Annotated in this window: 24 protein-coding genes; 13 read left to right on the plus strand and 11 right to left on the minus strand. The window is 69.9% G+C overall.

Going from position 1 to position 24329, the window contains the following annotated elements:
* Positions 1–2: 2 nt before the first annotated feature.
* The 11 genes from ACWPN5_RS09480 to ACWPN5_RS09530 all read right to left on the minus strand — a co-directional run bounded on the left by ACWPN5_RS09480 (position 3) and on the right by ACWPN5_RS09530 (position 10331).
* Positions 3–812 (minus strand): alpha/beta fold hydrolase, encoded by an 810-nt coding sequence (locus tag ACWPN5_RS09480; protein WP_492295284.1) that lies wholly within the window; start codon positions 810–812, stop codon positions 3–5.
* Between the two features lie 15 nt (positions 813–827).
* Positions 828–1583 (minus strand): maleate cis-trans isomerase family protein, encoded by a 756-nt coding sequence (locus ACWPN5_RS09485; RefSeq protein ID WP_114861281.1) that lies wholly within the window; start codon positions 1581–1583, stop codon positions 828–830.
* Between the two features lie 135 nt (positions 1584–1718).
* Complete coding sequence (locus ACWPN5_RS09490; protein ID WP_492295285.1) at positions 1719–2942, minus strand: FAD-dependent monooxygenase; 1224 nt, start codon at positions 2940–2942, stop codon at positions 1719–1721.
* 85 nt (positions 2943–3027) lie between these two features.
* A complete protein-coding gene (locus tag ACWPN5_RS09495) occupies positions 3028–3792 on the minus strand; it encodes an ABC transporter ATP-binding protein (RefSeq protein ID WP_492295286.1) in 765 nt (254 codons plus the stop codon).
* Entirely contained in the window at positions 3789–4589 is an 801-nt protein-coding gene (locus tag ACWPN5_RS09500; RefSeq protein ID WP_492295287.1) for an ABC transporter ATP-binding protein, read from the minus strand. The genes ACWPN5_RS09495 and ACWPN5_RS09500 overlap by 4 nt, the downstream gene beginning before the upstream one ends.
* Entirely contained in the window at positions 4586–5557 is a 972-nt protein-coding gene (locus ACWPN5_RS09505; RefSeq protein WP_492295288.1) for a branched-chain amino acid ABC transporter permease, read from the minus strand. The genes ACWPN5_RS09500 and ACWPN5_RS09505 overlap by 4 nt, the downstream gene beginning before the upstream one ends.
* Before the next feature lies 1 nt (position 5558).
* Positions 5559–6431: a branched-chain amino acid ABC transporter permease gene (locus tag ACWPN5_RS09510; protein ID WP_492295289.1), complete on the minus strand. Its 873-nt coding sequence runs from the start codon at positions 6429–6431 to the stop codon at positions 5559–5561.
* Between the two features lie 292 nt (positions 6432–6723).
* Positions 6724–7860 carry an ABC transporter substrate-binding protein gene (locus ACWPN5_RS09515; RefSeq protein WP_145690936.1) on the minus strand — a complete coding sequence of 379 codons (1137 nt, stop codon included), beginning with the start codon at positions 7858–7860 and terminating at the stop codon, positions 6724–6726.
* A gap of 277 nt (positions 7861–8137) precedes the next feature.
* Positions 8138–8527, minus strand: coding sequence for a hypothetical protein (locus ACWPN5_RS09520; protein ID WP_492295290.1), 390 nt, complete (start codon positions 8525–8527; stop codon positions 8138–8140).
* Positions 8528–8622: 95 nt separating this feature from the next.
* Positions 8623–8901, minus strand: coding sequence for a hypothetical protein (locus ACWPN5_RS09525; protein ID WP_145690930.1), 279 nt, complete (start codon positions 8899–8901; stop codon positions 8623–8625).
* Positions 8902–9059: 158 nt separating this feature from the next.
* On the minus strand, positions 9060–10331 hold the full coding sequence (locus ACWPN5_RS09530; protein ID WP_145690928.1) for an amidohydrolase/deacetylase family metallohydrolase: 1272 nt from the start codon (positions 10329–10331) through the stop codon (positions 9060–9062).
* A gap of 679 nt (positions 10332–11010) precedes the next feature.
* Between ACWPN5_RS09530 and ACWPN5_RS09535 the strand changes: the two genes are divergently transcribed.
* The 13 genes from ACWPN5_RS09535 (at position 11011) to hpxZ (ending at position 24321) form a co-directional block, all read left to right on the plus strand.
* Entirely contained in the window at positions 11011–11862 is an 852-nt protein-coding gene (locus ACWPN5_RS09535) for a sulfite exporter TauE/SafE family protein (RefSeq protein WP_247888549.1), read from the plus strand.
* Positions 11863–11869: 7 nt separating this feature from the next.
* Positions 11870–13459 (plus strand): gamma-glutamyltransferase family protein, encoded by a 1590-nt coding sequence (locus ACWPN5_RS09540; RefSeq protein WP_492295291.1) that lies wholly within the window; start codon positions 11870–11872, stop codon positions 13457–13459.
* 60 nt (positions 13460–13519) lie between these two features.
* A complete protein-coding gene (locus ACWPN5_RS09545; RefSeq protein ID WP_145690923.1) occupies positions 13520–14674 on the plus strand; it encodes an ABC transporter substrate-binding protein in 1155 nt (384 codons plus the stop codon).
* A 172-nt stretch (positions 14675–14846) separates the two neighbouring features.
* Positions 14847–15719, plus strand: a complete 873-nt coding sequence (locus tag ACWPN5_RS09550; RefSeq protein ID WP_035682121.1) for a branched-chain amino acid ABC transporter permease — start codon at positions 14847–14849, stop codon at positions 15717–15719.
* Positions 15716–16753: a branched-chain amino acid ABC transporter permease gene (locus ACWPN5_RS09555; RefSeq protein WP_492295292.1), complete on the plus strand. Its 1038-nt coding sequence runs from the start codon at positions 15716–15718 to the stop codon at positions 16751–16753. The genes ACWPN5_RS09550 and ACWPN5_RS09555 overlap by 4 nt, the downstream gene beginning before the upstream one ends.
* On the plus strand, positions 16750–17553 hold the full coding sequence (locus ACWPN5_RS09560; RefSeq protein ID WP_145690919.1) for an ABC transporter ATP-binding protein: 804 nt from the start codon (positions 16750–16752) through the stop codon (positions 17551–17553). Before ACWPN5_RS09555 ends, ACWPN5_RS09560 begins: the two co-directional genes overlap by 4 nt.
* A complete protein-coding gene (locus ACWPN5_RS09565) occupies positions 17540–18244 on the plus strand; it encodes an ABC transporter ATP-binding protein (protein ID WP_014199601.1) in 705 nt (234 codons plus the stop codon). Before ACWPN5_RS09560 ends, ACWPN5_RS09565 begins: the two co-directional genes overlap by 14 nt.
* 21 nt (positions 18245–18265) lie before the next feature.
* A complete protein-coding gene (locus ACWPN5_RS09570; protein WP_492295293.1) occupies positions 18266–20635 on the plus strand; it encodes a xanthine dehydrogenase family protein molybdopterin-binding subunit in 2370 nt (789 codons plus the stop codon).
* Positions 20632–21444: an FAD binding domain-containing protein gene (locus ACWPN5_RS09575; protein ID WP_492295294.1), complete on the plus strand. Its 813-nt coding sequence runs from the start codon at positions 20632–20634 to the stop codon at positions 21442–21444. The genes ACWPN5_RS09570 and ACWPN5_RS09575 overlap by 4 nt, the downstream gene beginning before the upstream one ends.
* A complete protein-coding gene (locus ACWPN5_RS09580) occupies positions 21441–21929 on the plus strand; it encodes a (2Fe-2S)-binding protein (RefSeq protein ID WP_247896037.1) in 489 nt (162 codons plus the stop codon). The genes ACWPN5_RS09575 and ACWPN5_RS09580 overlap by 4 nt, the downstream gene beginning before the upstream one ends.
* Positions 21930–21933: 4 nt before the next feature.
* Positions 21934–22644 (plus strand): SRPBCC family protein, encoded by a 711-nt coding sequence (locus tag ACWPN5_RS09585; RefSeq protein ID WP_492295295.1) that lies wholly within the window; start codon positions 21934–21936, stop codon positions 22642–22644.
* Positions 22645–22762: 118 nt separating this feature from the next.
* Positions 22763–23944: an amidase gene (locus ACWPN5_RS09590; protein WP_492295296.1), complete on the plus strand. Its 1182-nt coding sequence runs from the start codon at positions 22763–22765 to the stop codon at positions 23942–23944.
* Positions 23941–24321 carry an oxalurate catabolism protein HpxZ gene (hpxZ, locus tag ACWPN5_RS09595; RefSeq protein ID WP_145690904.1) on the plus strand — a complete coding sequence of 127 codons (381 nt, stop codon included), beginning with the start codon at positions 23941–23943 and terminating at the stop codon, positions 24319–24321. The genes ACWPN5_RS09590 and hpxZ overlap by 4 nt, the downstream gene beginning before the upstream one ends.
* Positions 24322–24329: the final 8 nt, after the last annotated feature.

Raw genomic sequence — 24329 nt, forward strand, 5'->3', positions numbered from 1 at the left:
GGTCAGACGGCGGTGCCGAGGACGGTGCCGAAGGCGCGGTAGAAGCCCTCTTCGTCGTCCCAGGGGATCATGTGGCCGGCCCCCTCGACGCGGGTCACGGCCAGCTCGGGCTGGAGCTTGCGGATTTCCGCCTCCTCCTCGGGCCGGATCACGTCGCCGCGCCCGGCGGCGATCAGCAGGGCCGGGCAGGGGATGCGCGGGAAGTCGGCGTGGATGTCGTCGGTCTGGAAGTCGTTGAAGGCGGTGACGATGGCCCGCTCGTCGCAGGTGTGCAGCCATTCCGCCCTCAGGCGGAGCTGGTCCTCCGTCCAGGTCGGGCAGAAGGGCCGCATCGCCTCCAAGTCGGCGCCCTCGCGCATCAAGCGGATGGAGTCCACGTACCAGGGAAGCTGTGCCGGGTAGGGGCGACGGCCCGGTCCGGAGACCGGCGGATCGACCATGACCAGCCGCGCTGGGGCGGCGCCGTGGCGGCTGACCGCGCGCAGGCCGATGCGCGCGCCCATGGAATGGCCGACCAGCGCGTAGTCGCGCAGGCCCAGCGCCGCGGCGAAGGCCGCCACGTCGGCGGCCATGGCGTCCAGCCCGTAGTCGAGCGCGTCCGACGCCTCCGACAGGCCGCGCCCGCGCACGTCGAGCACGTAGGTGTCGAAGTTGCGCCCGAAGCGCTCCGCCACGAAGCCCCAGGTGACGGCGGGGCTGGTGATTCCCGGAACGATGACGACGGGACGCCCCTGGCCGCCGTAGCGCAGGTAATGCTGGCGGATGCCGTTGGCGCGGACGTTCGCGCCGTAGCGGTAGGTGCTGCTGGTCATGGCGTACCTCCCCGCTCAGTAGGCGCCGGAGAGCAGGGCGCCGGCCCCCGGAACGCGCGTCGGCAGGCCCAATGCCTTCAGCTTGGCGTAGGTGGTGGCGACGGCGGCGCTCAGCACCGGCTTGCCGGTCATCGCCTCGACCTGCGCGATGGCGGGCAGCGACGGCATCTGGACGCAGGCCGACAGCACCACGGCGTCCACCCCGGCGGTGTCCATGCCGGCGACGATGCCCGGCAGGCGGGACGGGTCGTGGCGCCCGACCTCCAGATTGTCGGGAATCTCCAGCGCCCGCCAATCGACGACCTGCACGCCCTCATGCTCGATGTAATCGACGACGAGCTGGGCCAGCGGCTTCATGTAGGGGGCGACCAGGGCGATGCGCTTTGCGCCCAGCACATGCAGCCCGTCGACGAGCGCGCCGGCGCTGGTGATGACCGGGGCCGTCCCGCCGTTCTCCGCGGTCCGCCCGTGCAGCCGCTCCTGCGAGACGCGGTGATAGCCCTTGCCCATACTCATGATAGCGACGAGGCAGGCGTAGCCCAGCACGTCGACGCGGGCGTCCGACAGCTCCAGCGCGCAGCGGTCGGACTCGGCGTCCATGGCGGCGAGTTCTTCCTTCTTCACCGTCTTCATGCGCATGCGGCTGGAATGGAAGGTGAAGCGGGTGCCGTGCGCCAGCGCGTGGGCGGTCAGCATAGCCGGGATTTCCGTCTCCATGGTCGTGTTGGAGCTGGGGACGATCTGGCCGATGCGGTAGGTCTTGTTGGTCATGGTCGGTCCTTGAGGAAGTCTTCTGGCAGCTGGCCCCCACCCCGGCCCTCCCCCGCTCTTGCGGGAGAGGGTGCCTTCTGCGGAGCGGCGGCAGTCCCCTCCATCTCGCAGAGGGGGAGGGTTAAGGAGGGGGCATCACGCCACGAGGCGCGGCTTGTCGGAGAGGTTCGGGCGGAAGGCGCGGGCGTCGTACTGGTAGACCCAGTTGGCCTGGATGCCGGTGGCCTGCGGGTTGAAGAGCCCGCGCAGCCAGTACATGAAGTCGCGCTTCGCCTGGGCCAGCGGGGAGGGCAGGTGGTAGGTGCGCCCGCGCTCCCGCGCCTCCAGCTGGACGCGGCTGGTGCGGGGAAGCCGCTCCGCCTCGTAGTCGCGCAGCGCCGAGGCCACGTCGCCGCCGTGCCCCTTCAGGGATTCGGCCAGCACATAGGCGTCCTCGATCGCCATGGCCGCCCCTTGCGAGAGGAAGGGCAGCATGGGGTGCGCGGCGTCGCCCATCAGCGTGATGCGGCCCTTCGACCAGCTCGTCATCGGGTCGCGGTCGAACAGGCCCCATTTGTAGACCTGATCCACCTTGCTGAAGAGCGTTTCCACGTTGCGGTGCCAGCCGCGGAAGGCGCCGAGCATCTCCTCCTTGCTGCTGGGAGCGTTCCAGGACTCCTCGACCCACTCCTTGGTCTCGGCGACCGCCACGATGTTCACGGCGTTGCCGCCGCGCACGTAGTAGGTCACGACGTGGCTGTGCGGCCCGAACCAGAAGGAGGCGTCGGGGCTGACGTAGTCCACCACCCCGCCGGTCGGCACCACGGCGCGGTAGCACATGTGGCCGGTGAAGCGCGGCGCCTCCGGCCCGAACAAAGCGGAGCGCACGACGGAGCGCACGCCGTCGGCGCCGACGATCAGGTCGGCCTCGTATTCGCTGCCGTCGCTGAAGCTGGCGACCGCCGTGCTCTTGTCCTGGCGCACCCCGGTGCAGCCCACCCCGAAATTGGCGACGCTGTCCGGGACCAGCGAGGCCAGGATGGCGTGCAGGTCGGCGCGGTGGATGTGGATGAAGGGCGCGTCGTAGAGCACCGGGCAGGTCTCGATCAACGGCGTGCGGAAGCTCTCCCGCCCGCTGCGCCAGTTGCGCCCGACCAGCGATTGCGGCAGGAAGCCGGCGGCCAGCATCTTGTCCAGAAGCCCCAGCGACTTGATGACCTTCACCGCGTTCGGCGTCATCTGGATGCCGGCGCCGATCTCGCCGAAGCCCGGCGCCCGCTCGAACAGGCGGACCTCGAAGCCGCGCTGGAGCAGGCTGCCGGCCAGCGCGACGCCGCCGATGCCGCCGCCGACGATGCCAATTCGCATGTTGGTTCGCACTCTTGCCTCCTGAAGGACGGCGACCGAGAATTGTTCGGTCGTTCGTTTAATTATTCGTGACACGGCCTTTCGCCGTGTGGCGGCCTCAGCCGCCCAGATAGGCGCGCAGCAGGTCGGGATCGCCGCGCAGCTCCGCCGAAGGGCGGCTGGCGGTGATGCGGCCCGTCTTGACCACATAGGCGCGGCTGGCGACGCCCAGCGCGTTGTGGATGTTCTGCTCGACCAGCAGGACGGTCACGCCGTGGCCGTTGACGGAGCGCACCACGTCGAACACCTCGTCGGCCATCTTCGGGCTGAGGCCGAGGCTGGGCTCGTCCAGCATCAGCAGCCGCGGCTCCGACATCAGCGCGCGGGCGATGGCGAGCATCTGCTGCTCGCCGCCGCTGAGCGTGCCGGCCATCTGGCGCGACCGCTCGCGCAGGCGGGGGAAGCGGTGGAAGGCCATGCCGATGCGCCGCTGCACCTCCTCGCGCGAGCGGCAGAGATAGGCGCCGAGCGCGATGTTCTCCTGCACCGTCATGTTCGGCCAGACGTGCCGTTCCTCCGGGCAGTGGGCGATGCCGGCGGCGACGATGCGGTCGGCGGGCAGGTTCGCGATGGACTTGCCGTTCCAGGTGATGGTGCCGGAGCGCGCCTTCAGCAGGCCGGAGATGGCCCGCAGGATGGTGCTCTTGCCCGCACCGTTGGCGCCGATCAGGGCCACCGTCTCGCCGGCCCGCACGTCCAGCGACACGCCGTGCAGCGCGGCGGTGGAGCCGTAGGCGACGTGCAGCCCATCCACGGCGAGGACCGGCGCGTCGGCGGCCTGCGCGATGGCGGAGGGCGAGGGGAATTCGGAGAGCAGCGTCATGCGGCGGCCTTTCCGAGATAGGCTTCGGCGACCTGCCGGTTCTCGATGATCTCGGCGGGCCGGCCCTCGGCCAGTTTGCGGCCGAAGTTGAGGACGACGATCCGGTCGGACACCGACATGACCAGATCCATGTTGTGCTCCACGATCAGCAGCGCGTCGATGCTGCGCCCGATCAGCGTCTTCAGCACCGCGCCGAAGGTCCCGGCCTCGTGGCTGTTCAGCCCGGCGGCGGGCTCGTCGAGCATCAGCAGGCTGGGCTTGGCGGCCAGCGCCACCGCGACCTCCAGCAGGCGCAGCTCGCCGCAGGACAGCAGATGCGCCGGGGCGTTCATGCGCTGGGCCAGACCCATGGTCTCGACGATGGCGGCGGCGCTCTCCCGCGCCTCCCGCTCGGCGCGGCGCACCGCCTCGCCGGGGAAGAAGGTGGCGAGGAGGGATTGCCGGCTCGCCATGTAATGGCCGGTCAGCACATTCTCGAAGACCGTCAGCCGCTTCATGACGTTGGTCTTCTGGAAGCTGCGGACGAGGCCGAGCCGGGCGATGGCGTGGGGCTTGCGGTTGGTGATGTCCTGCCCCTTGAAGCGGACCCGCCCGTTGCTCGGCGCGTAGAAGCCGGTCAGCATGTTGAAGCAGGTCGTCTTGCCGGCGCCGTTGGGGCCGATCAGGCCGACGATCTCGCCGGGGTCGATGTGGAAGCTGAAGTCCTTCACCGCGGTGATGCCGCCGAAGGTCATGGTCAGGTCGTCGGCGCGCAGCAGCGGCTGCCGTTCGGTGGTCGGCTGGGTGGTCGCCGTCATACGGTGCGCTCCTTCGCGGCGTTGAGGGTCGGCTTGGCGGCCTGCTGCTCGCGGCGCAGGGCGATGAAGCCCATCAGGCCGTTGGGCAGGAACAGGACGATGGCCATGACGATCAGCCCGAACAGGGTGAGGCGGAGTTCCTGCACCTCGCGCAGATATTCCTCCAGCACCGTCACGATCACCGCACCGGCCAGCGGGCCGATCAGCGTGCCCTTGCCGCCCAGCAGGACCATGATGATCATCGTCGCCATGAAGGCGAAGCGGAACACCTCCGGCCCGACGAAGGAGATGTAGTGGGCGTAGAAGCCACCGGCCAAGCCGGCCAGGAAGGCGCCCAGCACGAAGGCCTGCATGGCCGTTCCGAAGGGATCGACACCGATGGACTGCGCGACGTAGCGGTTCTCGCGCACCGCCACCGCCGCCCGGCCGGCGTTGGAATAAACGAAGCGGTAGGAGAGGTAGAGCGCCACCGCGGCGATGCCCAGCACGATCAGGAAAAAGCCGGCCTTGTCGGTGACCGTGACGTCCCCGAAGAGGGTCTGGCCGACGCCCGCCAGCCCCATCGGGCCGTTGGTCACCGCGATCCAGTTGTTGGCGACGATGCGCAGCACCTCGGCGAAGGACAGGGTGACGATGACGAAGTAAGGGCCTTGCAGGCGCAGCGTGATCGCCCCGATGGCGAAGCCGAAGACGGCGGAGACCAGCCCGGCCAGCGGGATCGTCATCCACATCGGCATCCCCGCCTGGGTGGACAGCAGCGCCGCCGTGTAGGCGCCGGTGCCAAGGAAGGCGGTGTGGCCCAGCGAGAACTCGCCGACATAGCCGACCACCAGATTGAGGCTGCTCGCCAGCACCGCGTAGAACAACGCCATGATGGCGAGGTGCAGGATGTACTGGTCCGTCACCGCGAAGGGCAGAAGCGCCGCCCCCGCCAGAAAGGCCAGGAGGATGTTGCGTTCCAGGGTCATGTCAGGCCCTTTCCGTGCGGATCGAGAACAGGCCCTGGGGCCGGAACAGCAGGATCAGGATGACCAGGACGAAGCCGATCACGTCCACCATGCCCATGGAGACGTAGCCGCCCCACATCGCCTCGGCGACGCCCAGCAGCAGGCCCCCGGCGATGGCGCCGGCGAAGCTGCCCATGCCGCCGAGGATCACCACGACGAAGCTCTTCAGGCTGATCAGCCCGCCGACCGACGCCTGGGCGGAGTAGATGGAGGCCAGCAGCATCCCCGACAGCGCGGCCAGCGTGCAGCCCAGCGCGAAGGTGGCGGCGTAGACGTGGCCGGTGCGGATGCCGGCGAGGCTGGCCGCCATCGGGTCCTGGAAGGTGGCGCGCATCGCCGCCCCCAGCCGGGTCCGGCGGATCAGCAGATGGGCGCCGACGATCAGCGCGATGCCCACCGCCACGGCCAGCAGGCGCAGCTTGGTCACCGCGATCGGGCCGAAGAACAGCGGCCCTTCGGCCATCGCGCCCGCCACCTTCATGGGCGCCGGGCCGACCAGCAGAAGCGTGCCGTTGACCAGGAAGATCGACAGGCCGATGGTCAGCAGGATGCCCGGCTCCTCACCCTGGCCGCGCACCCGCTCGATCAGGAAGCGGTCGACCAGCCAGCCGACGGCGGCCATGAAGGCGGCGACCACGACCAGGCCGCTGAAGAAATCGAGGCCCAGGTAATTGGTGACGAACCAGCCGCTGACCCCGCCCAGCATGTAGAACTCGCCATGGGCGAAGTTGACCACGCGCATCAGGCCGAAAATCAGCGTCAGGCCGAGGGCGGAGAGCGCGTAGAACACGCCCATCACCAGCCCGTTGGCCAGGAACTGCGGAAAGAGATCCATGACGTTCTCGCAAAAGCAGGCCCGCACAAACGGTGCGTTGGATCGGTGTGCCCAGGGTTAATCGCATTTGAAGTCCCCTCTCCCCTCCGCTCACGCGCAAACGAAGTTTGCGCTGACGCGGCAGGCGGACCTTTGGTCCGCCGAAAGCGGGGAGAGGGTTAGGGTGAGGGGGTTGTGCTTTTGCCGGACGTATCGTCTTGCACATCCCCCTCACCGGCCCTTCGGGCCACCCTCTCCCCAGAGGGGAGAGGGCTATTTGGCCAAATGCGACGGCCCTGGCGGCGTCCGCCGGTCAGTGCGGCGCGTCCACCGGGGTGGAGGCGATCACCTTCGGTTCGCCCTTCTCAATCCGCACCAGCACCGCCTCGAAGCCGTAGGCCTGGCCCTTGTCGGTGAACTTGTAGACGCCGTTCGGCGCCTCGTAGCTGGTCTTGGCGAGCGACGCCCGGATGGCCTCGGCGTCGGTGCCGCCGGCCCGTGCGATGGCCTGCCCGGCGATGTTCAGGGCGTTGTAGCCGGCGGCGCCGTACTTGCCGGGCTTGATGCCGTACTTCGCCTGATATTTCTGGACGAACGCCTGGTTGCGTGGGGTGTCCATGCTGGAGGCGTAGGGGACAGCGGCGTGGATGCCCTCCGCGGCCTCGCCGGTCAGGTTGATGAAGTCGGCGGTGGCCCAGGAGCCGACGCCGAACACCTTGGTGTCCAGCCCCATCTCGCGGATCTGCTTGACCAGGATGGAGCCGTCCTGCGTCTCCGCGGCGACGAACACGCCGTCCGGCTTGGCGGCGCGCAGCTTGGTCAGCAGGGTGAAGAAGTCGGTGGCGCCGTGGTCGAAATACTCGGTCAGCACCGTCTTGACGCCCAGCGCCGTCAGGTCGCGGGAGAATTCCTCGACCCCGCCGCGGCCCCAATCGTCGTTGACGCCGATGTAGGCGACCTTGGTCAGCTTCAGGTCGTTGGCGAGGATCTTGGCGAAGGCCTCCGCCATCAGCGCGTCCGTCTCGGCGGCGCGGAAGAAGTAAGGGTTGCCCTGCTCTGTCAGGCTGGCCTTCGACGACACGCCGGTGATCAGCGGCAGCTTGTATTTCTGGGCCACCGGCATGATCGCCGCGGTGGCGGAGCTGCAGAAGGCGCCGACGAGCGTGACGACCTTGTCCTTCTGCACCAGCTTCTCGACGGCGTTGACCGAGTTGGCCGGGGTGCACTGGCCGTCCTCGACGATCAGTTCGATTTTCTTGCCGAGGACGCCCCCCGCGGCGTTCATCTCCTCGACGGCGAGCCGGGCGCCTTCCACCACGGACTTGCCGTTGTAGGCGACCGATCCGGTCAGCGGCTGGACCAGCCCGATCCTGACCGTGTCCTGCGCCTGCGCCGGAACCGACGCGGCGACGCCGGTCAACAGCAGGCCGCCCAGTACCACGTTTCTCATCTCTCCCTCCGCGTTCGACGGTGATGTCGCGATGACGGCGAATGACGATTCCCTGTCGGCGCCCCGCCGCTCTCGGCGTGGGCGCGTCGGCCCGTTGCGGGAACGCATGCCGTCCGATGCGGCAACCGTTCCCGTGTTTTATTATACGGCCAATTAATTATTCAGGGATGCTAACGGTCACGTCGCGGCGCTGTCAATCGCTTTTCCGACGAAGGCGGTTGGGGATTTTCCGGAGGGATTTTTCGCGGAGAGGTTTTGCGCCCGCTCGGGGCGCTCCTCAGCGGAGCGCGTCGAGCGTGTCGGCGTTGGGGCAGAGCAGCGCGTGCTCCGGCTGCGTGCAGCCCTCGGCGAGCAGATGGCGGCAGGTGCGGGCGCTGCGGCAGAGCGCGCAGACGCGCTGCAGATCGTTCATCAGGTCGGGGCGGTCCTGTTCCACCGCGGCGCCGTTGACGCCGTGCAGCGCCATCGCGGCGGGCAGCAGCGCGCCGACATGGCCGGCGCGCAGCACGGCCGGCGCGGTCAGGTCGGTCAGGCCGGCGTCGGCCAGCACGCGGTCGCGGTCGTGCGGCGCCAGTGCCTGAAGCGCGTTCAGGGACCGCGCGCCGCGCCAGCCGCGCAGGAGTTTCGCGCACAGGCCCTCATGCGGCGCGGGGGCGGGGGTGGTCATGGGAGTCTCCGAAGCGGGTTATTAATCGTTCGATTAATATTCGCCGCCAAGCCCCCCCCGGCGCCTTGATGTGGATCAGCCGCGCGCGGCTTTTATCACGGGGACGGCCGCGTCCCGACGCAGCGCACGGCGTAGCGCCGGAAGCCGAAGCCGGACTCGCCCTCGCACCGCTCGACCACGAAGGCCGCGCGCCGTGTGACGACGCGGCTTCCCATGGCGAGCGGGGTGTCGTGGGCCAGCTCCAACATCATGCGCTGCTGGCGCTGCGGGTGGGACAGCAGCAGGGCGCGGGCCTTGCCCAGCCGCCGCCCCTCGGCGTCGCGGCAACGGGCCGGGACCTCGAACATCCAGAAGGCAAGCGCGGCTTCGGACATGGGCGGAGTCCTTGTCGGATGGTGGGGTGTTCGGGTGCCGACGGTGCCCCCTCCCTAGCCCTCCCCCTCTGCGAGGTGGAGGGGACTGCCGCCGCTTCGCCGAAGGCACCCTCTCCCGCGAAGCGGGGGAGGGTTAGGGTGGGGGCGAGTCCGCCGCGTTACGCCGCCGCCGGAATCGGCTTCGGCAGCAGCGGGCTGTCGACCTCCTGCACCACGCCGTCGCGCAGCGAGAAGGCCGGAACGATCATCTCCGGCGCGGTCACCCGCTCGCCGCTGTTGTCGCTGAGCTGCCAGCGGCCGGCCTTGACCTCCAGCACCGCCACGTCCGCGGCCATGCCCGGGGTCAGCGCGCCGATCTCGTCGGCCATGCCCAGCATGGCGGCGGGGTTGCTGGTCACCGTCTTCAGCACGTCGCCCAGCGCCATGCCGAGCGTCAGAAGCTCGGTCATCGCGTGGGTCAGGCTGAAGGGGGCGACGCCGTAGAAGGGGTTGGCCTCGCGGTCGCCGCCGGCGCCCGCCGTCGGGGCCTTCACGTTGTAGCCGTGCAGGTCGGCGCCCAGCGTGTAGGGCAGGATGCCCGCCGCCAGCGTCCGCCGCGCCATCTCGAAGCTGAAATGCGAGCCGTGGCCGACGTCCACGGTCAGGCCGCGCTCCAGCGCCTTGTAGATGACCGGATGCACCTCGCCGGTGCGGGTCGAGATGAAGCCGCCGGGGTGGCGGGTGAAGGGGTGGGCCAGGATGTCGCGCGAATCCAGAAGCGGGACCAGCTCCTCCACCAGCATGTCGGGATCGACGGCCTCGCCGCCCTCGACCTCCGGCCAGAGCTGGCCGAGATGGACGTAGAGCGGCACGCCGATGCCGTCGGCGATGCGCTTGGCCTGCTTGATCACATCCAGGCCCCAGCGCGAGGCGCCGCCGACCTCCGCGTGGGCCTTGATGCCCTTGACGATGTCGCGGTTCTCGCGCCCGACGCGGATGGTGGCGTCGACATCAACGCAATCCGGGCGGTAGAGCTGCGGGTAATAGTGCCCCTCCAGCCCGCCGACCAGATAGGCCGACAGGAAGCACAGCGTGCGCGAGCGCGCCGGCTCGGCGATGAAGCGGCGGAAGGCCGGCAGGGTCATCAGGCTCGGCCCGCCCTGGTCGACCAGCGTCGACACGCCGGAGCGCACGCCCACCATGTCCGGGTTCAGCCCGAACCGCCCGGTGACCTTCTCGAAGACGTGCGCGTGGGTGTCGATCAGGCCCGGCGTCACGAGCTTTCCGGTCACGTCGAGGATGGTGTCGGCGGCATCGTCGGGCAGCCGTTCCGCCACCGCCGCGATGCGGCCCTTCGCGACCGCCAGATCGCCGACCAGATCCAGCCCGTTGGCCGGATCGAGAATCCGTCCGCCGCGGAGCACGAGGTCGAACGTGTGCGTCTCTGACATAACCCACCTTCTTGCGCTGATTTTTATCTGGCCGTTCTTTCAGCAAGCGTCATGCCAAGGCGGGATGGCGTCGCCGGGGCGCACAAAACTTCAGCACACTGACGAATGACCGCCTGTTGGGCATTCGGTGGTCAAAATACGCACAATACGGCATACCACGGCATGCGCCCGCCGCCCGTCGGCGCTCTGTTTTCCGCAGTATACTGATGATTCACGACGCGGCGGCGTGGCGTGGCACCCTGCCGCCGATTTGTGCACGAACATGGAAGCCAGGGCGAAAACCAGGGGTTTCCAGGGGCTCCGGGGGCGGTCCGCCGTCGCCGCGCCGGGGCATGCACGGGCTCTTCACGAGCATCGTCATATCGTCAGTATGCTGATGAATGCCCGTGCGGCAGGCAGAGGTTGCGCAGGAATCAAGCGGAAGGCCGATCCGCTCATAACTCACAATTATGTGTTGTTTATCAACGGGCTGGCCGCCGTTTTCCAGCGGCCGCGTGGCCCTTCCATCCATCCGTTTGCCCAACATTAGGGCGATTTCCGGCCCTGGCGCCGCGCCGCATTAGCCCTTCCGCCGAACCGAATTACGCAGTGGTCTGCCGGTTGGCACGGCGTTCGCAAAGGGATGGGAAACCAACGGAAAAAGTCGGATATCCATAAAAATGAGAGGGTTTCTGCAGATGTGGCGGGGCATCCCGTGACCGGGCTGGGGATCGCGGCGGTGCCGCAGCTTCCCATCCTCGGCGGCGGGCTGCTGCTGGCCGGCGGTTTCGCGGGGCTGGCGGCCGGCATGATGGGGGTCGGCGGCGGCATCGTGATCGTGCCGGTGCTCTATCACCTGTTCACCGTGCTGGGCGTGGACGACGCCGTGCGCATGCACGTCGCGGTCGGCACCTCGCTCGCCACCATCATCGCCACCTCGCTGACGTCGCTGCGCGCCCACCGCCGCCGCGGCGCCGTGGACGGCGAGCTGCTGCGGGCCTGGGGGCCGGCGATCTTCCTCGGCGTGCTGGCGGGAACGGCGGTGGCCGGCGTGGTGCGCGGCCCGGTGCTGACGGCGGTGTTCGCCGGGATGGCGGTCCTGGTCACGCTGCACATGCTGTTCGGCAAGCCGGAGTGGCGGATTGCCGACGGGCTGCCGAGCGGCGCGCCGCGCCAGGGGCTGGCCGGCGGCATCGGCATGATGTCGGCGATGATGGGCATCGGCGGCGGCACGCTCAGCGTCCCCATCCTGACCCTGTTCGGCTACCCGATCCACCGGGCGGTCGGCACGGCGGCGGCGCTCGGCTTCATCATCGGCGTGCCGGGAACGGTGGGCTTCGTGCTGACCGGCTGGAACGTGCCGGGTCGCCCGGATTTCAGCCTGGGCTACGTCAACCTGCTGGGGCTGGCGCTGATCCTGCCGGCCTCCATGGCGATGGCGCCGCTCGGCGCGCGGCTCGCCCACAGCCTCGACACCCGCGTCCTGCGCCGCGTCTTCGCCCTGTTCCTGGGGCTGACGGCGGCGCGGATGATCCACGGCCTTCTTCCCTGAGGTTCCCATGCTGAACACGCCGCGCAGCCGCCGGGGAATGGTCACCTCCCCGCATCATCTCGCCAGCCAGGCCGGTCTCCAGATCCTGCGCGACGGCGGCACCGCCGTCGAGGCGGCGGTCGCGGTCGCCGCGGCGCTGGCCGTCGTCTACCCGCACATGACCGGCATCGGCGGCGACGGCTTCTGGCTGATCGCCGAGCCGGGACGCGACCCCGTCGCCATCGACGCCTGCGGCGGGGCGGGCAAGGCCGTCTCGCTCGACCTCTACCGGCGCCACGGCCACGCCACCGTGCCTTGGCGCGGGCCGCTGGCGGCGAACACGGTCGCCGGCACCATCGATGGCTGGCGCGAGGCGCTGGCCGTCAGCGCCGGCTGGGCCGAGCCGCTGCCGCTCGCCCGCATCCTGGAGGAGGCCATCGCCCACGCCGAGCAGGGCATCCCGGTCACCGCCAGCCAGGAAGGGCTGACCCGCCAGAAGCTGCACGAGCTGAAGGACGTTCCCGGCTTCGCGGACACCTTCCTGCCGGGCGGCGCCGTGCCGCTGGAAGGCGCGACGCTGAAGCAGCCGGCGCTGGCCGCCACGCTGCGCCGGCTGGCGGCGGAGGGGTTGGACAGCTTCTACCGCGGGCCGCTCGCCGCCGTCATCGCGGCGGATCTGCAGCGCGCCGGCGCGCCGGTGGACGCGGCGGATCTCGCGGGTCACGCGGCGCACCGCCGCCCGGCCCTGTCGGTCGGCGTGCGCGGGGCGCGGCTGTTCAACCACCCGCCGCCGACGCAGGGGCTGGCCTCGCTGATGATCCTCGCGCTGTTCGACCGGCTGGGCGTGACGGAGGGCGAGGGTTTCGACCACATCCACGGGTTGATCGAGGCGACCAAGCAGGCCTTCCTGGTCCGCGACCGCGAGGTCGGCGACCCGGCCTATATGGGGCGGGAGGCGCAGAGCTTCCTCGACGACGCGGTGCTGGATGGGTTGGCGGCGAACATCGACCGCGCCCGCGCGCTGCCCTGGCCGCATGTCGCCAAGCCCGGCGACACGGTGTGGCTGGGCGTGATCGACGGGCAGGGCCGCGCCGTCAGCATGATCCAGAGCGTCTATTTCGAATTCGGCTCCGGCCTCGTCCTGCCGGAGACCGGGATAACCTGGCAGAACCGCGGCGCCTCCTTCCGACTGGCGGAGGACGGCTGGAACGCGCTGGCTCCGGGGCGCAAGCCCTTCCACACGCTGAACCCGGCAATGGCCCGCTTCGACGACGGGCGCGGCATGGTCTACGGCACCATGGGCGGGGAGGGGCAGCCGCAGACGCAGGCCGCCGTCTTCTCCCGCTACGCGATGTTCGGGCAGGGCCTGCAGGCCGCCGTCACGGCGCCGCGCTGGCTGCTCGGCCGCACCTGGGGCGAGGACAGCGTGACGCTGAAGCTGGAGAGCCGCTTCGACCCCGCCCTGGTCGCCGCCCTGCGCGACGCCGGGCACACGGTCGAGCTGCTCGATCCTTACACGAGCACCATGGGGCATGCGGGCGCCATCGTCCGCCATGCCGACGGAACGCTGGAGGGGGCGACCGATCCCCGCAGCGACGGCGCGGTCGCCGCCTGGTGAGTTCCATTGGGTGACCACCGCCTACTGACGGTTCAAATCAAAAAGAGGGGGCTAGACGACATGCGGACGATGAAGACCACGGCGTTGCTGCTGAGCGCCGCGCTGCTGGCGCCGGGCGTGGCCTTTGCGCAGGAGACGATCAAGATCGGCGTCACCCAGCCGCTGACCGGCGCGGTCGCCGCGTCGGGCAACTACGTCGCCAACGGCGCGCGGGTGGCGGAGGAGGTCGTGAACGCCAACGGCGGCGTTCTCGGCAAGAAGATCCAGCTGATCATCGAGGACAACAAGAGCAACCCGAAGGAGGCCGTCGCCTCCGCCGAGAAGCTGATCGTGCGCGACAAGGTCCCGGTGCTGATGGGCGCCTGGAGCTCCACCTTCACCCTGGCGGTGATGCCGAAGCTGGTGGAGTACGGCGTGCCGATGGTGGTGGAGACCTCCTCCTCGACCAAGATCACCACCTCGGGCAACCCGTGGGTCTTCCGCATCGCCCCGACCTCCGCCATGGAGGCCAAGTCCTTCGCGGAGAAGCTGGACCACTTCCAGCCGGCCATCCAGAAGGCCGATTTCCTGGCGGTGAACAACGACTTCGGCCGCGGCTCGGCGGAGGAGTTCCGCAAGATGCTCCAGGCCAAGGGCGTCAAGATCGGCGTCACCGAGACGATGGCGCCGGAGGCCACCGACCTGTCGGCCCAGCTCTCCAGCATCAAGCAGTCGGGCGGCGACACGCTGTTCGTCACCACCGGCGTCGAGCAGATCACCCTGATCCTCAAGCAGGCGGCGGAGCTGCGCCTGCCGCACCGGGTCATCACCAACGGCGGTTCCTCCTCCCCCGACCAGCTCATCGCGCAGGCGGGGGCCGCGGCGAACGGCGGCTACTTCACGCTGTTCTTCGCCCCCTGGTTTCCGGAGAAGGCGGTGCACCCGACGGTCGCCAAGACCTTCGTCGATGGCTGGAACAAGAAGGGCTACGACTTCGCCGGCCTGACCGAGGGCTACCGCGGCTATGACGGCATCATGACCATCGTGGAAGCCATCAAGACGGCCGGCAAGGCCGAGCCGCAGGCCATCCGCGACGCGCTGTGGACCGTCAAGCTGGACGGCGTGAACGGCGACATCGCCTTCAAGAAGGACGGCCCGGAGGGCAAGGAGAGCGGCCAGAACGAGGCCAACGTCTACGTCGTCCAGGTGAAGGACGGCAAGGTGACGATGCCGTAACCGGCTTCACCGCCCTCTCCCGCCCCGGGAGAGGGAAGGGGCCCGCGCCGCAGGCGTGGGAAGGGTGAGGGTCGTACGAGGATCAAGGCGCTGATCCTTGCCGGTACCCTCACCCGCCGCCTTCGGCGCCACCCTCTCCCGGGGCGGGAGAGGGGAAGTAAGGAGACACGCGGTGGAAGCGCATCTGCAGCATCTTTTGAACGCCGTGGTCCTGGGGGGGACCTACGCGCTGCTGGGAATCGGCCTGACGCTGATCTTCGGCATCATGCGCGTGGTCAACTTCACCCATGGCGAGCTTTACACCTTCGGCGCCTACATGGCCTACATGCTGGCCGGGATGATGGGGTTGAACTTCTTCATGTCCCTGGCGATGGCAGCCGTGCTGGGCATGGCGCTGGGCGCGCTGATCGAATTCACGCTGCTGCGCCCGCTGAAGGGCGCCGACATCGACACCACCATGCTGGTGATGATCGGCGCCGGCATCGCCATGCAGGCCGGCGAGCAGCTCGTCTGGGGCGGTGTCGCGAAGTCCGTGCCAAGCCCCTTCCCGACCGAGCCGGTGGTGCTGGGGTCGGTGTCGGTGGGCATGAACCGGCTGTTCGTCCTGGGCGTGGCGCTGCTGCTGCTGGGCGGCTTCTACCTGCTCATCAACCGGACCAAGCTGGGTGTGGCCATGCGCGCCACCTTCCAGGACCCGGACACGGCGGCGCTGATGGGCGTCAACCGCGGGCTGATGTACACGCTGACCTTCGCCCTCGGCTCCGGCCTCGCCGCCACGGCGGGGGCGCTGCTCGGCCCGATCTTCGTGGTCACGCCGACCATGGGCGATCTGGTGGCGCTGAAGGCCTTCGCCATCGTCATCCTGGGCGGTCTGGGCAACATCCCCGGCGCCACCATCGGCGGCTTCGTCCTGGCGCTGGCCGAGGAGTTCGGCGCCGGCTACCTGTCGTCGGGCTACCGCGACGCCATGGGCTTCATCCTCATCATCGCCGTGCTGATCGTGCGGCCCCAGGGTCTCTTCGCCATGAAGGAGCGGATCGGATGACGACGCGTCTCCTCCCCTGGCTGTTCGTCCTGGTCATGGCGGTCGGGCCGCTGTGGCTGGGCGACCAGTACATCCTCTACGTCCTGACCTCGACCGGCATCTTCATCATCGGGGCGATGAGCCTGAACCTGCTGCTCGGCTACACCGGGCAGCTCAGCCTGGGGCACATCGCCTTCTTCGGCATCGGCGCCTACACCAGCGCGCTGCTGTCGCTGGGCTTCGACCTGGACCTCGGCGGGGCGGAACCCTTCGTGCTGGGGCCGCAGCCGGTGTGGGTCGCCTTCCTCGGCGGCATCCTGGTGGCGGCGCTGTTCGGCTTCCTGATCGGCAAGCTCGCCTTCCGGGTGCGCGGGGCCTACTTCGTCATCGTCACCATCAGCTTCGCCCAGGTCATGCGCATGGTCGCGCTGAACTGGGTGGACCTGACCGAAGGGCCGATGGCGCTGAACAACATCCCGCCGCTGTCGGTCTGGCTGCCGTGGGACGGGGTGCTCCCGCTCTACAAGAAGGAATACAACTACCTTCTGGTGCTGGCGGTCGCGGTGGTCTGCTTCCTGGTGATCCAGCGGCTGGTGCAGTCGCGGGTGGGCCGGGCGCTGGTCGCGCTGCGCGAGAACGAGTCGCTGGCGCGCTCGGTCGGCATCGACGTGACGCGCTATCTGGTCGTCGCCACGGTGATCGCGGCGGGCATGGCCGGGGCCGCGGGCGGGCTCTACACCCACTACATCCGCATCGTCGACCCGGACGTCTTCATGTTCATCTACACGGTGACCATGGTCATCATGGTGGTGACGGGCGGCAAGGGCACGCTGGTCGGGCCGATCGTCGGCGGCCTCGCCTTCGGCGTCCTGCCCGAGGTGCTGCGCGAGGTGGCGCGGCCCGAGGTGCAGTGGATCATCTACGGCGTCGCCATGATCGTGGTCGTCTTCTTCCTGCCGCAGGGCATCGTCCCGGCGGTGAAGAACTGGTTCGCCGGCCGCCGCAAGCGCGTCGCCGGGACGGCGCTGGGCCTGCGCAAGGAGACCTCGGCATGAGCCTCGCGTTCGACGAATCCGCCGCCCCGATCCTTGAGGTGCGCGAGGTCGCGGTTCACTTCAGTGGCCTGATCGCCATCGCCTCGATGAGCTTCGCCGTGCCGGAGGGGGAGATCGTCAGCCTGATCGGCCCCAACGGGGCGGGCAAGACGACCGCCTTCAACGTCATCACCGGCTTCCTGAAGCCGACTGGCGGCAAGGTGCTGTTCCGCGGCACCGACCTGACGCGCCTGTCCTCCAACCGCATCGCCGGCCTGGGCGTCGTGCGCACCTTTCAGCGCACCAGCATCTTCGCCGGCTGCACTGTCTTCGACAACGTGCTGACCGGGATGCACCGGCAGGGGAAGGCGGAGACCTGGGGGGCGCTGCTGCGGCTCGCCTCGGTGCGGGCGGAGACGGAGCGGATGCGGGCGGCGGTGGCGGAGATCCTGGCCTTCGTCGGGCTGTCGCACCGCGCCGACGAGCTGGCCGGCAACCTCGCCTACGGCGAGCAGCGGCTGCTCGGCATCGCCATCGCGCTGGCCGCTGATCCGAAGCTGCTGCTGCTGGACGAGCCCGCCGCCGGGCTGAACCCGTCGGAGACGGAGGCCTTCATGGGCGTCGTCCAGCGCATCCGCGACCGCGGCGTGACCATCCTGCTGGTCGAGCACGACATGCGCATGGTGATGACCATCTCCGACCGTGTGGTGGTGCTGAACCACGGGCGCATCATCGCCGAAGGCCCGCCGGAGGTCATCCGCGCCAATCCGGACGTGATCCAGGCCTATCTGGGCCAGGGGGTGAAGCATGCTAAAGGTTGAGGGGATCACCGTCTGCTACGGCCAGATTCCGGCGCTCCGCAACGTCTCGCTGACGGTGGAGGAGGGGGAGCTGGTCACCCTGATCGGCGCCAACGGCGCCGGCAAGACCACCACGCTGCGCGCCATCAGCGGCCTGCTGCCGCTGGCGTCGGGCCGCATCACCTTCGAAGGGCGGGAGATCGGCAACGCAGCACCCCGCACGGTGCTGGCGCTCGGTGTGGCCCACTGTCCGGAGGGGCGGCGCGTCTTCCCCCACCTGACCGTGCGCGAGAATTTGGAGATGGGCGCCTATCTGCGCCGCGATCATCAGGCGGTGGCCCAGGACATGGAGCGGCTGTTCCACCGCTTCCCCCGCCTGAAGGAGCGGCTGAACCAGCCCGCCGGCACCATGTCGGGCGGCGAGCAGCAGATGCTGGCCATCGCGCGGGCGCTGATGTCGCGCCCGAAGATCGTGCTGTTCGACGAGCCGTCGCTGGGCCTCGCCCCCAACCTCGTGGAACGCACCTTCGAGATCGTGTCGGACATCCGCCGGGAAGGGACCACCGTGCTGATGGTCGAGCAGAACGCCTACGCCGCGCTCGACATGTGCGACCGCGCCTACCTGCTGGAGAGCGGGCAGGTGATGGAGCAGGGCACCGGGCAGGCCATGCTCGCCAACGACCACATCCAGCGCGCCTATCTGGGCGGTTAAGAAAAAAGAGAGGGTCAGGGAATGGGAGAGGTTAGCACCGCCGGCTCGGGCGCCGGCTCGGGCGTCGGCGCCAGGGTCCGCCGCAAGGAGGACGACCGGCTGCTGCGCGGGCGGGGCCGCTTCGTCGGCGACATCGCCCTGGTCGGCATGAAGGAATTGGCCTTCGTGCGCAGCCCGGTCGCCCACGCCACCATCACCGGCATCGAGATTCCGGAGGAGCACCGCGGCGCCGTCTTCACCTGGGCGGATCTGGCGGCGGGCGGCGTCAAGCCGATCCGCGCCGTCTCGGGCCTGCCCGGCTTCAAGGTGTCGGAGCAGCCGGCGCTGGCCGACGGCAAGGTGCGCTTCGTGGGTGAGCCGGTGGCCGTCTGCGTCGCCGCCACCCGCGCCGAGGCGGAGGACATCGCGGCCTCCGTCTTCGTCGATTACGCCGAGCTGCCGGTGAATTCCGACATGCTGGAGGCGGTGACGCCGGGCGCGCCTAAGGTGCACGACCACTGGCCGGACAACGTCTTCCTGGAGACCAACGTCGGCGGGAACATCGCGGAGATCGCGGCCACCGCCCCGGTGAAGGTGTCGCGGACCATCCGGACGGCGCGCCAGTGCATGGTGCCGCTGGAGGGCAAGGGCGTGGTCGCCCATTGGGACCGCCACGTCGAACAGCTCGTCCTGACCACCTCGACCCAGATGCCGCACATCGTGCGCGCCGGCCTGTCGGAATGCCTGGACCTCGACCAGGGGCTGATCCGCGTGGTGGCGCCGGACGTCGGCGGCGGCTTCGGCTGGAAGGGCCTGCTCCAGCCGGAGGAGATCGTGGCCGCCTGGATCGCCATGCGCCTCGACCGCCCCGTCCGCTGGACCGAGGATCGCCGGGAGCATCTGGTCGCCGCCGCCAACGCCCGCGAGCACCATTACGAGATCACCGCCTACGCCGACTCGCGCGGGCGGCTGCTGGGGATCGAGGCCGACGCCTGGGTCGATGCCGGCGCCTACTCCGTCTATCCTTTCTCGGCCTGCCTGGAGGCGGCGCAGGTCGGCAGCATCCTGCCCGGCCCCTACGACTTCGCGCATTACCGCTGCCGCACCTTCTCGGTCTGCACCAACAAGCCGCCGATCGTGCCTTATCGCGGCGTGGCGCGCACCGGCGTCTGCTTCGCCATGGAGCAGATGATCGACGCCGTGGCCGACGCCGTGGGACGGGAGCCGTGGCAGGTGCGGCTGGAAAACCTCGTCCCGCCGGAGAAGATGCCCTTCGACAACGTGACGAAGAAGCATTTCGACAGCGGCGACTATCCGGAATCCGTCCGCCGCGCCGTCGCCGCCATCGAGCTGGAGGGCTGGCGCGCCCGCCAGAAAAACGGAGAGCCGGACGGCCGGCTGATCGGCGTCGGCTTCGCCACCTATTGCGAGCAGTCGGCCCACGGCACCGCCGTCTATCACGGCTGGGGCATTCCCATGGTGCCGGGGCACGAGCAGGCGCAGGCCCGCATCACCCCGGACGGCGGGCTGGAGCTGCGCGTCGGCGTGCAGTCGCACGGCCAGAGCATGGAAACCACCTTTGCCCAGGTTGCGCACGAGGTGCTGGGCATCCCGCTGGAGAAGATCAAGCTGGTGCACGGCGACACCGGCCTGACGCCCTATTCGACGGGCACCTGGGGGTCGCGCAGCATGGTCATGGCCGGCGGCGCCGTCGCCACCGCCTGCCGCACGCTGGCCGAGCGCCTGCGCAAGATCGGCGCGCATCTGATGCAGGCCGGGCCGGAGGGCGTGCTTCTGGACGGCGGGTCGGTGAAGGCCGGGGCCGCCGCGGTGACCATCCGCGAGATCGCCCACACCTGGTACCGCGCGCCGCAGCTTCTTCCCGCCGACGTGGACCGCGGCGGGCTGGAGGTCACCGCCGGCTACAAGCCGGGCAGCGACCACGGCACCTTCTCCTACGCCACCCACGCCGTGGCGGTGGCGGTGGACCCGGAGATCGGGCAGGTCGAAATCCTCGATTACGTGGTGGTCGAGGACGCCGGGACCATGGTCAACCCGATGGTCGTCGACGGCCAGATCTACGGCGGCGTCGCCCAGGGCGTCGGCACCGCGCTCTACGAGCGGATGCCCTACGACGCGGAGGGCCAGCCGCTCGCCTCCACCTTCGCGGATTACCTGATCCCCGGTTTCACCGAGGTCCCGCACGTAAGGATCATCCACATGTTGACCCCCTCGCCCTACACCGAGTTCGGCGTGAAGGGCATCGGCGAGGGCGGCGCCATTGCCCCGCCGGCGGCGATCTGCAACGCCATCAACGACGCGCTGAAGCCGCTGGGAGTCATCGTCACGAACGCACCGATGACCCCGGAAGTGATTCTCTCCGCCATCGCGGGCAAGCGGGGTGCGGCATGAAGGCGGTCGATTTCGACTACGCGCAGCCGGCGACGCTCGACGCGGCGCTTGAGCTTCTGGCGCGCGAGGACGTGATGGTGCGGCCGGTGGCCGGCTCCCAGTCGCTCGGCCCCATGCTGAACCTGCGGCTGGCCCAGCCGGAGCTGCTGGTGGACATCACCCGCATCGCCGAGCTTCAAACGATCCGCCAGGAAGGCGACCGGTTGGTCATCGGGGCCTGCGTCACCCACGCGCGGCTGGAGGACGGCGACTACCCGGACGTGACGCGCGGCGTGCTTCCCAGCGTGGCGGCGGTGATCGCCTACCGCGCGGTGCGCAACCGCGGCACCATCGGCGGCAGCCTTGCCCACGCCGACCCGGCGGCGGACTGGGTGAACGTGCTGACCGCCCTCGGCGCCGAGGTGGTGATCGCCGGCACGGGCGGGTGGCGCAGCGTGCCGATGACCGACTTCATCCTCGGCGTGTTCGAAACGGCGCTGCAGCCGGGCGAGATCGTCGCGGAAATCCATGTCCCCGCCCTGTCCGACCGGGCGCGCTGGGGCTATTACAAGGTCTGCCGCAAGACCGGCGAGTTCTCCCACGCCACCGGGGCGGTGCTGATCGACCCGGCCCGCGGCGTCCAGCGCTGCGTCGCCGGTGCGACCTCCGGCAAGCCGGTGGTGATCGACGGCCCGGCCCTGTTCGAGGGCGGCTGCACCGAAGCGGCGATGGCCGCGCATCTCGCCGGCAGCCCCGCCGCGGACGACCCCATCGCCCTTCGGACCCACACCGTCGCGCTGAAGCGCGCCATCGCGCAGGTGATGTCATGAGCGCCCACGCCAAAACCATTTCCCTGACCGTCAACGGCACGCGGGTCGAGGCCAGCGTGCCGCCGCGCCAGCATCTCGGCGACTTCCTGCGCGAGCGGGAATTGCTGACCGGCACCCATCTGGGCTGCGAGCACGGCGTGTGCGGCGCCTGCACCATCCTGATCGACGGCGAGCCGGCGCGCTCCTGCATCACCTTCGCGGTGGCCTGCGACGGGCGGTCCGTCACCACGGTGGAGGGGCTGGACGACGACCCCGTCGCCGCGGAGCTGCGCGAAGCCTTCTCCGCCGAGCACGGGCTGCAGTGCGGCTTCTGCACGCCGGGGATGCTGGTGGCGGCGCGCGACGTCGTGCTGCGCCGCCCGGACGCCGACAATCCGGCGATCCGCACGGCGATGAGCGGCAACCTGTGCCGCTGCACCGGCTATGTCGGGATCGTCAACGCCATCCGCCGCGTCATCGACGCGCGCAACACGAACGCGGGGTAAGCCCATGCCGACCATGACCCAGACCCTTGCCGTCAACTTCCCGCGCGCCCGTGTCTGGCCGCTGCTCGGCGACGTGGAGCAGGTGATGTCCTGCATGCCCGGCGCCTCGCTGACCAAGCCGCGCGAGGGCGACCGGATCTTCGGGCAGATGCGCGTGAAGCTCGGCCCCATCGCCGCCGCCTTCGCGGGCGAGGGCACGCTGACGATGGACGAGGCGACCCACACCGGCGTCATCCATGGCCAGGGCACGGACCCCAAGAACAACTCCCGCGCCAAGGCCGACGTGACCTTCGCCGTTGTGGAGGAGGGGCCGGGGACGCGCATCGACCTGACCGTCGATTTCACGCTGACCGGCGTGCTGGCCCAGTTCAGCCGCGGCGCCATCGTGCAGGAGATCGCCAACCGCCTGACCGCCGAATTCGCCCGCAACCTGGAAGCCAAGCTCGCCGCGACCGCTCCGGTGGCGGAGGTGGCTGCGTCCTCGGATGCGGTGGCCGCTCCGGCCCCGGAGCCTGCCTCCAAGCCTGCCCCCGAGCCCGCCCCCGAGCCGGCCAAGGAATTGAACGCTGGCAATCTGCTGTGGAGCATGGTGAAGGATTGGCTGCGCAAGCTCTTCTCCAACCCTCTCCCCTCTGGGGAGAGGGTGGCCCGAAGGGCCGGTGAGGGGGATGCGCGTGGCGGTGCGTCCGGCAAAAGCGCAACCCCCTCACCCTGACCCCTCTCCCCGCTTTCGGCGGACCAAAGGTCCGCCTGCCGCGTCAGCGCAAACTTTGTTTGCGCGTGAGCGGAGGGGAGAGGGGATTCGAACCTACGTTAAGATTGACCATCCCATCATGCCGAACGACCCCCTGAACGCCTTCGTCCCCTACGGTCGGACCGAGGTCGCCGGAGCCGCAGACGGCCCGCTGGCCGGGCTGCGCTTCGCGGTGAAGGACCTGTTCCACATCGCCGGCCTGCCCACCGGGGCCGGCAACCCGGACTGGCTGCGCACCCACGAGGTCCCGCGGGAGACCGCGCCCGCAGTGCAGCGGCTGCTCGACGCCGGGGCGCGCGTCGCCGGCAAGACGCTGACCGACGAGCTGGCCTGGAGCTTGGCCGGCGAGAACGCCCATTACGGCACGCCGGAGAACCCGAAGGCGCCCGGCCGCATTCCCGGCGGCTCCTCCAGCGGGTCGGCCGCCGCGGTGGCGGGCGGGGCGGTGGACTTCGCCATCGGGACGGACACCGGCGGGTCGATCCGCCTGCCGGCGAGCTATTGCGGCCTCTACGGCATCCGGCCCAGCCATGGGGCGGTTCCGCTGGACGGCTCCGTTCCCTTGGCGCCGAGCTTCGATACGGTGGGCTGGTTCGCCTGGGAGGCGGCGCTGCTCCGCCGCGTCGGGGCGGTGCTGCTGCCCCCGTCGTCCGCCCTGGGGCCGGATGCGGCCTTCCGCCGCCTGCTGGTCGCCGAGGACGCCTTCGCCATCGCCGGAGAGGCGGTGCGATCCGCCCTCGCCCCGGCCGTGGAGTGTCTGCGCGGGCGGTTCGGGGCGGCGGACGCCGTAACGCTGGCCCCGGAGGGGCTGGAGCAATGGCGTCCGGTCTTCCAGACGCTTCAGGCCGCCGAAGCCTGGGCAGCGCACGGCGCCTGGATCACAGCAACGAAACCGACCTTCGGACCGGGCGTGCGCGACCGCTTCGCCGCGGCCGCCACGCTCGACCCCGCACTGGCCCGCGCGGCGGCGCAGACGCGGGAGGGCATCCGGCGGCGGATGGACGACCTGCTGGGCATGGACGGGCTGATCGTCCTGCCCAGCGCGCCGGGCATCGCGCCGCTGCGCGGCTCCTCGGGGGCGGCGGTGGACGCGGAGCGCGGACGGGCGCTGGCGATCCTCTGCCCTGCCGGTCTGGCCGGGCTGCCGCAACTCTCCATTCCCGCGGCGCGGCTCCAGGGCTGCCCGCTCGGCCTGTCGCTCATCGGGCCGCGCGGCAGCGACTCCGCGCTACTGGCCATCGCCGAGGACCTCTTCGCATGACGCCTGAGATCAACATCCCCGAGGTGGTGGCCGAGGTCACCGCCGCCTTCGAGCGCTACGAGCGCGCGCTGACCGGCAACGACGTGGCGGTTCTCGACGAGCTGTTCTGGAACCACCCGGCGACCCTGCGCTACGGCGTGGGCGAGAACCTGTACGGCTACGAGGCCATCGCCGCCTTCCGCCAGGGCCGCCCGGCGGCGGGGCTGGACCGGGTGTTGCGCAACACCGTCATCACCACCTACGGCCGCGACATGGCGACCGCCAACACCGAGTTCACGCGCTCTTCAACCGAGCGCGTCGGGCGGCAGAGCCACACCTGGGTCCGCATGCCGGAGGGCTGGCGGATCGTCGCGGCGCATGTGTCGCTGATGGGCTAGAGGTCACG

Source organism: Azospirillum sp. UENF 211521 (assembly GCF_058780535.1).